The 10,084-nt window shown below is 47.5% G+C and carries 6 protein-coding genes; 1 reads left to right on the top strand and 5 read right to left on the bottom strand.

Features of this window, described 5'->3' with window-relative positions; genetic code table 11:
- Nucleotides 1-447: 447 nt before the first annotated feature.
- The 5 genes from GGU45_RS21705 to GGU45_RS21685 all read right to left on the bottom strand — a co-directional run bounded on the left by GGU45_RS21705 (nt 448) and on the right by GGU45_RS21685 (nt 8,774).
- Complete coding sequence (locus tag GGU45_RS21705; RefSeq protein ID WP_435228367.1) at nt 448-3,852, bottom strand: ATP-binding protein; 3,405 nt, start codon at nt 3,850-3,852, stop codon at nt 448-450.
- Nucleotides 3,824-4,414, bottom strand: a complete 591-nt coding sequence (locus GGU45_RS21700; protein ID WP_435228366.1) for a DUF4194 domain-containing protein — start codon at nt 4,412-4,414, stop codon at nt 3,824-3,826. Before GGU45_RS21700 ends, GGU45_RS21705 begins: the two co-directional genes overlap by 29 nt.
- A gap of 11 nt (nt 4,415-4,425) precedes the next feature.
- Entirely contained in the window at nt 4,426-5,871 is a 1,446-nt protein-coding gene (locus tag GGU45_RS21695) for a DUF3375 domain-containing protein (protein WP_435228364.1), read from the bottom strand.
- Between the two features lie 331 nt (nt 5,872-6,202).
- Entirely contained in the window at nt 6,203-6,673 is a 471-nt protein-coding gene (locus tag GGU45_RS21690; RefSeq protein ID WP_435228362.1) for a hypothetical protein, read from the bottom strand.
- Nucleotides 6,674-7,562: 889 nt separating this feature from the next.
- Nucleotides 7,563-8,774, bottom strand: a complete 1,212-nt coding sequence (locus GGU45_RS21685; RefSeq protein ID WP_435228361.1) for a sensor histidine kinase — start codon at nt 8,772-8,774, stop codon at nt 7,563-7,565.
- Nucleotides 8,775-8,894: 120 nt separating this feature from the next.
- Between GGU45_RS21685 and GGU45_RS21680 the strand changes: the two genes are divergently transcribed.
- Nucleotides 8,895-9,830 carry a sugar phosphate isomerase/epimerase family protein gene (locus GGU45_RS21680; protein WP_435228359.1) on the top strand — a complete coding sequence of 312 codons (936 nt, stop codon included), beginning with the start codon at nt 8,895-8,897 and terminating at the stop codon, nt 9,828-9,830.
- Nucleotides 9,831-10,084 lie beyond the last annotated feature (254 nt).

Raw genomic sequence — 10,084 nt, 5'->3', positions numbered from 1 at the left:
CGATAAGTATTCGTTATTCAGTTGTTGTAAATTTGCCTTTTATGAAACTCCAGGTTCTTTGACCATCTTTAAGAAATGTGTCCACACGATAGGATCAATCGCATGCGCGTCAGGTTAATTTTTATCACTGAAAGCTGCAGCGCAGCGCTGATCCTGTTAGTAAGCAGCCATACGGGTAATAAAGGTGCAACGCACCGGTAGTCATTGCGGGTAGTACAAGCCCGGCCTACGATATTACCGCCGCGCTGCGGCTACGGGATGTTTTGGGCGCGCATAGTTATAAGGCTTAATGGCGCGCTGCGCCTGTTTGTCATAAAAAGATGCGATCTTTGGGGTCTGAAAGGCTTACCCGCACTGTATTTCATGGTAACAGACCTGTTCTTAACCTGACGCACATGCGATAAATCGGGGGATGAAAAAATAAATTTTCCGGATCTGTAAAAGTCACTAATTCATCCCTTGCAAAGTATAAGATGTTTTCTTCATCTGCTTTTGCAGTTCCTTTATCGTCATATTATACATAATGCTGTGCCGGTTATTGACCCGTTGCGCCAGGTGCACATGGGCAATATAGTCCTGTACGATCTGGATCTTATCGCTGGGCGTTACCACCAGCAATTGTAAATGCAATTGTTTGCAAAGCTCCATCAGGTAGGTTGCTTTATCCTCATCCTGATTACTGAAACTTTCGTCTACGGCTATGAAACGCAGACTGCGGCTGTTCTTTCCTTCACGCGTGATGCCAAACTGATAGGCGATGGCGCTGCAAAGAATCGTATAAGTAAGCTGTGCTTTTTCGCCGCCGGACAACTGCCCCATCTGGCGATAAGTCTTTTTAAGTTCTCCCGTATTGCGGTATTTCTCATCGGCCCAAAACTCAAACCAGTTACGTACATCCATTACCCGGGCGCGATAGGTTTCGCTTTCATCCAGGCTGTCGATCAGCGGCTGCACCTTTTGACGGAAATGCAGGGCCTTATCCTCAAAGCTGCTTTGCTGCCAGTTGGCGGCCTGGGGCAGGGCATCCAGCAAGGCATTGCGAAAGGCGTTCACCGTAGCATCCTGCACCCGGCGCTTTCCCAGCTGGATATACGTATCCGGAAGCTTATTAAAATTAATGCCCCCCAGCGACTGGTTCAGCTTGTTAACGCTATTATTGATTTCCCGCTCCCATTTTTCCATCTCTTCATTTAAACCGCCGATTTTATAGGTAATGGTATCGTTGACGAAATTCTCAAAATCCTTGCGGTATTTGGGAAGGTTTTCGCTTGTTAGCTTATCCAGCCATTCCTTAAACTCCTCGGCATATTCCGCTTCCTCCGGCAGGAACTGCACATCACTATACCAGTCGGGAAAACGTTGTAGTAAAGCCGGAGACGGGTTTTTGATCTGGCTGATGCTCCTGTTCAGATGGTTTTCTTCTTTATGCAGGAGTCGCTGCACTTCCTGCATCTCGTTCTCCAGCTGCGTTTTGAACCGGGTATACACCGTTTCTATATTCTCCAACGCTACGGTGGCTAACAATGCGGCGTGCTGTTGCTGAAACTGAAGCAATGCTTCTTTGTCCGTTTCTGTAATATGCTGTAGCAATAATTGCAGCTGCTCCCGCTGCTGTTGCATGGCCTGTATCTGGTTTTCCAGGGTAGTTTTTGCCTGCGCCGCCTGCTCCCAGTTTTTTTCAAATACCTGTCGTTGTTCTATCAGCTTTTCTAACTGGGCCGTCAACTGCTGCAATTGATTATTACTGTTACTGAGGGCCTTGATCTGGTCCCCGGTTTTATGAATATTGCGTTGTATGCCTGCCACGTCCAGCAATCCAAAACCGCCATGCTCCTGCAACCGGTTCAATGCATAAAACTGTTTTTGCATCCGGTCTGCCCGGCTGCGGCAACGCTCAATAATTTCAGCGGCATTTGCCAGCTCATCGGCCAGCTTATTCCGTTGGCTGATGAGCGCTTCTTTTTTATTTTCATTGTTCCAGCCCATTACATAACGTCCGGCATCATTACTGCCCGGCCGGTCGTCCTTCTCATGCCGGTCGCGGTTCTTTATCAGCCCGTTTAGGGTAATGGCTTTATCATAGCGCTCCAGCGATCTTTCGTCTTCCAGGCAGGTATAGGAAAATTGCTGTATCACCTGTTGCTGCACCCAACCGGAAAACGGGTGCTCCGGATGAAAGTCGAGCTTGTAGTAAACCGTACCATCCTCAGCAAGGGAATGGAACGTATCCAGTACGCGGTAATATACCAGGCGGGTTCCCGTATTGGTCTGGTTGATATAGCGGGTCACTTTTTTATAGTGTTGATCGGGCACCAGCAGGCGAAGCGAAAAGCCGTGCAACAATTTTTCCAGGGCCGGCTGCCAGTCCCGTTCCTCCGGTTTTACCTGCATCAGCTCGCCGGCAAAAGGCAATGCCACCGTATCCAGTTTTAAAGCAGCGCACAATTGTTTGCGCACCTGCACCAGGTGAGCGGGAATATTGCTTTTGCTGTGCAGCAGGATATTCAGCTCCTCTTCCAGTTTAGATTTGGCCTCACCCGCTTTTTTATGCCGGTCTTTTGCATCAAAGTCATCGGCCTGGTTGAGCCGGTTCTCTTTTTCGAGCCGTTGTACTGCGGGCGTTATTTCTTTTTGGATCCGTTTATAGCTCTCCTCATCAGAAGCCGTTTTGTCTTCAAGATGCAATGCGGTACACCAATCCGTAAACGCCGCCAGGTTGCGTTCGGCATCCGTTCTTTTGGCCTGCAGCTCCTCCAGGTCCTGTTCCAGCTGTCTCAAACGCTGCCCTGCCTGGTTCTGCTCGATCTGGTTTCTGACGATACGTTCTTCTTCATGCAAGTCATCAATACCCGTTTTGGCGATGGCGGTTTTTTCCTCAAGTTCTTTTACTCCAATTCCTGCTTCTTTTAAAGCCAGTTGTAACAGCAGATCCTGGGTATATCCCTTCCAGGCAACAGCAGTACCCAGTGTTTTTTCGGTATCCTGCTGCCGGGCCTGCAGATTTTTAAATGCGGTATAATGATCCTGCACCGGCTGCAGCAGGCGGATCTGCTCTTCGGCTTTTTCGATATTGCGCTGCGCATCCAGCAAAGTGGCCAGGTGCTTTTTCAGTTCCTGGAACAGGGATTCCATGTCGCGCGGTTCCAGCATGTGGGTACGGATAAAATCATCCAGGTTGCCCAGCACCTTAATACCCACGGTTTGGTTAAACAGGGTGAGCGCCTGAATACTTTGCATCCCCAGCACATCCACCAGGCGGTAAGCATATTTGCTGGCCGCATCAAACCATTCTACCTGCTTGCGGCTACCTTTATTGTATTGCTGATCCAGCCTGCGTTTCCAGGCATTGCCCAGGTCAAAGGGCTTGAAATCTTCCTCAATATGCAAGCTTTTATGAGCAACGCCAAACACCCGTTTCATATCGCCGTTATTGAAATAACGCACCTGAAACAGGGTTACTTCCTGCATGGCTTCATTGGTAAAATTGGCCAGCAGGATACTATAGGCCTCCTCCCGGTTTTCGCGGAGGTAGAGGGCTTTGGTAACCCCGGTATCACTGTTGATGGTTCCATATCCCCCAAGCACATAGGTTTCTTCTGTACGGTCGCCTTTCTTCTCGCTGCCGCTGCTCTGGTTATAGAACCGGTATTTCTTTTCGGGTACAATGAGCGTTAGCAAGGCATCGACAAAAGTAGTCTTTCCGCTTCCGTTGGATCCGGTAAGCAGGCTGGTTTCCCCGCCGGGAACAATGGTATGGATCTGCTCATCAAAAGTGCCCCAGTTAAATACCTCCATATATTGCAGGCGGAAGCCGCTCTTCTCATTATCCGTGCTGAATACGCTTAGCTGCATGTGCTGTTAATTGCTGTTTAAAATCTTCTAATACTTCACTGTCTACCCGGGCCTTAATAAGCTTTTTGATCCGGAACTTTTGCTCATCGGCTACTTCATGTGTGCCCGAGCGCTCTAAAAAACCATTTTCCACGGCACGCTCAATCAACCGGTCAATATCCTTCAGCATCTTTACCCGGCTGGCGTTCTCCTTAAAAAACAATTCGGCATATTCTTTTATCTCCCTCCGCTTCTTGATCAGCTCCCGCTGGGTGGCTTCCCCCACTTCAAACTCCGCCATCATATCGCGCAGCAACACCAACATTACGCTTTCATCATAAGCCAGCGCCCGGCGTTGTATCCAACTTACGCTGGCAGCATCTTCCTCGGATACCGTATGTTTTATGTAAGCATATCCATCCTGCTCATCCAGCACCAGTGTTAAACCCAGGCGTTGTAAAAAAACCGTTAGTTCTGCTTTATACTGCAGGAGTTTTTCCCAGGTACTTTTTTCGAGGTACTCTACCGGGCCCTTCAGCAGTTTGATGAATACGGGCGTAAACGAATGTATCTTTTCGGCCATCAGGTTTCCTTCTATTTACTAAATAACAAATAAGGCACTTCTACAAATTTATCGGCGTTGCTGTTGAGCGGTATCAGCTCTACCGCATTACCCACCACCTGTACCCTTTTGGATTTTTCTTTTAAAAAACTGTAATAACTGATCACTTCGGCCAAGCCATGCTGCAGCTGTGTTGCCTCGATGATCTCTTTTAAGGTAGCGGTTTGCTTATGCTCCAGCACCTGCTCCACTTTTTGCCAGAGTTGTTTTTTATCAATAAAGCTCGTATTCAGCAACCGGTTAAACCGGTCCACATCGGCGATCTTTTCCACGGCGGCCATGGGTTGTTTTAATGCTCCCGCGGTTTTCTTTGTTTCCAGTGTAAGCGTCCGGTCCATGGCCATCCGGATATCGGACGAGTCCTCCAGCTGCAGCCCCGCCGCAAGCTGCTCCTCTTCCATGAGGTCAAATACCAGTTCTTTAATACCGCTGATCTGCTGACGCAGCCTCCGGTGCCGGGCAATTTCTTTTTCGGTAATAATGCGGCTAAGCTTCTCTGCCATTTTATCGTTGGCATCATAAACAGCACGTCCTTGTTCAAGCAGGAAGGATTTGATGTTCTGCAAAAAATCCGTGTCGGCCTCCAGCTGCCGGTCCTCCAGCAACAGGAGCAGCTGCTCCGTAAGCTGCCGCCATTCTTCCTGTCCTGTGCGGGAAATAAGAAAATCCCAGAAGGCGTAAAAACTTTTACCCTGGTTACTGCTGCGGAGCGCATCATAAGATTCAAAGGCGAAGCCTACAATAGCGCCCTTATTTTGTTCCGCACGGGTGTGCTGCTCTACAATATTGCGGTGGATCTGTTTGAAATTATCTTCCACTTCACGAAAATCGCCGATCAGTTCATAGCACAGGCGGATGAACAGGTCGAGCCGTTCCTGCACCTGGGCGTTATTATACCGCTGCGGTGCCACACCCAGCTCCAGCGCTTTGATCTCCCGGTCAATTTCTGCCCGGCGGTCTTTGAGGATCTGCAATTTTCGCTCCCGGTCGTCCTCCGTATTTTCTACCATGTCCCGCAGGGAAGTAAACAGCATTTTAAACCGGCTTTCCGTACCCACATGATGCTGCCCCTGTTGGAGATGCTGCATCCATTGGAACACTTTTTCGGCATAGGCGCTCAGCTGGTAGTTGGTATTCCCTTCTGTATCCGGAAAGTCCTGAAGGATGCGTTTCTGCACCCAGTTGAGCAAATATTTCCGGCTCCGGCTTTCTTCATCTTCCCCAAAATCGATCCGCGCCTCCTCCCAGTCTTCGGTACCATCTGCATGGGATCCCAGGGCTTCGGCCAGCATGGGGATAAGCTGATCTTCCCGGATGACCATGCGCCGCTCTTCTTTGAAAACAGTGTATAAAAAAGGTAATACCCAGCCGGCATTCCGCAGCCGCACCATTTGCAGCGCCGGAGATGAATGGATCAAAAATGCAATTTGCTCGCTTGTCATGCCTCTACAAAACCACTTCTTTTACAATAGGAAGTCTGCAAAATAAGACAATCCGGCGAAAATAGAGCGATAACATTTCGCCGGCAAACTGAATACCGGGTTGTTTAAAACGCTGTTACCGATAAGACCGTTTTTGTAATAACCCTGACCTATCAACTTAAACACGTAAATCAACTTAATAATTTGATTTTTAAACAATTATAACATTTATATAAAATGTAAGTTGAAAATCCCAAAGGCGGGCACAAAAAAGCACCGCAGCTGTTTTGCGGTGCCGATTTAATTTCGAAGCCACCCCGGGGATATGCTATTTACAGTCCATACTTATATTTTCAACCGTTGCCGTAACATCTCCATTTGCATTAACAGTTATATGAAGGAGGATGTGAACCGATAAATTATCACCGGATCCCTGGCTGACAAGATTGAAATTGGCGTTAATGGTGTTTGTATAGCTGCCATTTACCAATGAACCATTCATACTTGCCTTGGCAATTCCGTTGGCGTTGTACTTATTACCCGATATCGAACCCATGCCTGAAATGCCCTGGCTCTGCAATTGATACTTCACAGACATCCTGTTGTCGTTGGTGGTCATATTAGTGAGAAGATGCAGGTCCCCTTCCAGATGAATCATTTCATTGGTACAGGGCGACCACAAATCGCCGGAGTAGGGTACCTTAACATTTGTGGCGCCTTCGTTTGTAGTTGCTTTCCAGCTAACAGATAATACAGCTACGGCAACTACCGCAGCAAAAAGAATGCTTAATTTTTTCATTGCAATTTTTTTAAGGAAGTTAAAAAATGAGCAGACGGAACCGTGCGTATACGTTTTGGTTGATAATCGTTTTGCTTGCAGACGTCTACCACGAAGGTAGTTTGATGGCAGGGCCTGTTCCAAATTTCAGGGGTCGCTAATTTAAGCGATATATCAAAAATAATATATACGTTTTTTATCAAATGTTTTAATCCCGGCGGTGAAAACTAAAAACGGAAATATATTATTTAAAAGTAAATATAACTAAATGTAATTATTTAATAATAAACATTAAATGTTATTTTATACTTAATTTAAAAATATCCATTTATTTGTCGGCGAGTAATTATACTTTAAGCAGAAAGCCGCAACTACGATGTTTACGTGGGTGTATCAAAAGTTGCTTTATAACATGTTGTCATTCTGAAGATGTCATCCCGGGCTTGACCCGGGATCTATTCTTGTTTCAGCATCTATTGACAATTAAACCTCATGTCAGATGCTAAAATAAATTCAGCATGACAATGACGACTTTTGAGACACCTACAGATTGCTACCTGTTATTTTTTCTATGAACACAGGGCATCTGACGGCGCCAAGGGCCAAATTTGTAAGCCACCTGATGATGCTGCAAAAATCAAATGGATTTTTTGACAGATTATTCAGGGCTTTCCTGTAGTCATCTTCCCCGCGGATCTGCGCATATCTTTTTCCGCTGATGTCCTATTTCCGTGTCTGACCTGCGTGCTCAGCAGGCAAAATAACAGCCTCAATGTTTTCCCGCCTCCCTCCCTTTGGCAGGCAAACAGGTTCCCCGCTCCGGATGGAGCGGCGTGTTTATAGCAAGCATTAAATGTGCCGGATCCGGGCTCCGCAGGCGCCCCGTGTCTATTCAATCCTCCCATTTTTTTCAGCTTCCGGGCAGCGAAAAATAAAAAACGGCGCCTTCTCCGGGCACGGCCTTTGCCCAAACTTTTCCGCCATAGCGGGCAATGATCCGCTCTACTAATGAAAGCCCGATGCCGTTGCCTTCAAACTCCTGATCGTTGTGCAGCCGTTGAAACGCACCAAAAAGCCTATCATAATGCGCCATATCAAAACCACTGCCCTGATCCTTTACAAAATAAATAGTATCCTGTTCTGTTTGTTCATAGCCTACCTGGATGTTGGTCTTATCTTTTTTACGACTGTACTTAATGGCATTTCCCAGCAGGTTCATCCACACCTGTTTTATCAAAGTGCGGTCTACCCATGCATCCGGCAGATCGCTTATCGTAAATTCGAAGGTGCGCTCCATTGGTTCCTGCGCCCGCAGTAGCTGAAAATATTCGGTAGCGATCGTCTTCATCGAAACCTCCACACTGTTCAATTCCTTTTTTGAGGTGGTAAAAAATGCCAGCAGGTTGTCGATCAGCTGACTCATATTTTTAACACTCTGCTCCATCAGCCCCATCAGCTCCCGGCCTTCACCATCCAGTTGCAAACTGTATTCTTCCTGCAATACCTGGGCCAGTCCCAGTACCCCCGCCAATGGACTTCTCAGATCATGAGTTACCGAGTAGGAAAACGCCTCCAGCTGCTTATTGGCAATCTCCAGTTCCTCTGTACGCTGTTTTACACGCGCTTCCAGCTCTTCATAAATCTGAACATTTTCCAGCGTAACAGCAGTAATATCTGCCAGCGATTGCAGGATTTGCGCCTCCTCCTTTGTTGCCTCATGAGGTCGCGCCCAATAATTACCAATGGCGCCAATGGGGTCCATGGTACGGATGGGGACCATTACAAGGCTTTTTACAAATGTTGGCCGGTAAGCTTCAATGGGCACGCGGCCATCCTGGTAGATATCGGGGATAATGACAGATTGCCGGTTCATCATTGCCCACCCGCTGATACAGGTTTCTATCGGAAACCGGCTGCCCTTCCACAATGGGCTGATGGCATCTTCATCCACATAATAGCATTTATCTTTGTCTCTCAATACGAACGTAGCCCCATCTGCCCCGGTTAATGACCTCGCGGCCGTGCGTACAATACCGGTTACGGCCTGGAGGTTGCGGGCAAGCGAGAGCTCCTGAACAACCGTAACCAGTCTTTCCAATCTTTTACCAGGTATTGTTTCCATAATGATAGAGGGGGTTTTATTGAAAGTAATTTGCAAACGAATATAGAAAAATCTGTAGTAATTAAAACGAGGCCCCTTAACTTTGATCCTATTGACCACTATTAAAAATAACAGACAACTATGCTTGCAATAAACGATCAGCCCCACCAGGTTTCGCGCCGCGATTTTTTAAAAAAAGGAAGTATGGCCTCGCTGGGGCTGTTAGCCGCGCCTTCCCTTTTTGGATCGGCAGACCTGTTTAAGGGACCGGGATCGAAATTTGCGGGGGTGCAGATCGGCGCAATCACCTACTCCTTCCGGAGCATGCCCGGCAGTATACAGGAAGTATTGCAACATACGATAAATAGCGGCGTAAGCGCCGTGGAGCTAATGGGTGATGCCGTGGAGGAATATGCAGGCTGCCCTGCCGATAAGAAGCAGATGGCCGGCTGGCGGGCTACCGTTCCTATGGACAAATTCAAAGCAGTAAAAAAAATGTTTGATAAGGCCGGCGTGAAAATTTACGCATTTAAGCCCGATGCGCTGGGCTCCGGCAATACCGATGCTGAAATTGAGTACGCCATGCGGGCAGCAAAAACACTGGGCGCCACCGCGGTTACGGTAGAGCTGCCCCGCGACCCTAAACAAACAGAGCGACTGGGAAAACTGGGCGCCAAACACAAAGTATATATCGGCTACCATGCGCATACACAGGCTACGGATACCCTCTGGGACACGGCGCTGGAACAGTCGCCTTATAACTCGATGAACCTGGACTGCGGTCATTACATTGCAGCCAAAGGTCATGATACGAACTCCTTGCTGGCGCTGATCGAAAAGCGGCATAGCCGCATCACTTCCATGCACATGAAAGACCGGCAAACAGCCGCCCATGGTGGTGAGAACCTGCCCTGGGGCCAGGGCGATACCCCCATCAAAGAGATCCTCACCCTTCTTAAAACTAAAAAATACAAGATACCGGTAACCATTGAGCTGGAATACAGGATACCCGCAGGATCGGATGCTGTACAGGAGGTGAAAAAATGCCTGGACTACGCCCGGAAAGCGCTGGCGTAGGTTTTGTTTCAGGTTTAAGGTTTAAGGTTTAACGTTAGATCCGTTTTTATACTCGAAGGACTGTTCACCGTTTCTTGTTTGAAGTTTGAGGTTTGAGATTACTGGTGTCCGGTAAAATTATTAAATGTGGAAATCAGGGTGTCAGAATTCAATAAATACGGGTTTTGTCTGCTGTAAAATAATTTACAAGCCCCTATGTTGGAGCAAACAGGTTGCATTGAGATGTTTTCCCGTGATTTTTAATCTTGTTGAGT

This window comes from Niabella hirudinis (assembly GCF_051201075.1).
GTDB classification, from domain to species: domain Bacteria; phylum Bacteroidota; class Bacteroidia; order Chitinophagales; family Chitinophagaceae; genus Niabella; species Niabella hirudinis.
The sequence above is the reverse complement of the archived record's forward strand: the minus strand, read 5'-3'. Positions and strand labels throughout refer to the sequence as shown.

Bases quoted from the DNA above. Each gene is read 5' to 3' on its own strand.
- GGU45_RS21705 (WP_435228367.1), bottom strand. From the start codon at position 3,852: ATGCAGCTAAGCGTATTCAGCACGGATAATGAGAAGAGCGGCTTCCGC.
- GGU45_RS21700 (WP_435228366.1), bottom strand. From the start codon at position 4,414: ATGGCCGAAAAGATACATTCGTTTACGCCCGTATTCATCAAACTGCTG.
- GGU45_RS21690 (WP_435228362.1), bottom strand. From the start codon at position 6,673: ATGAAAAAATTAAGCATTCTTTTTGCTGCGGTAGTTGCCGTAGCTGTA.
- GGU45_RS21685 (WP_435228361.1), bottom strand. From the start codon at position 8,774: ATGGAAACAATACCTGGTAAAAGATTGGAAAGACTGGTTACGGTTGTT.
- GGU45_RS21680 (WP_435228359.1), top strand. From the start codon at position 8,895: ATGCTTGCAATAAACGATCAGCCCCACCAGGTTTCGCGCCGCGATTTT.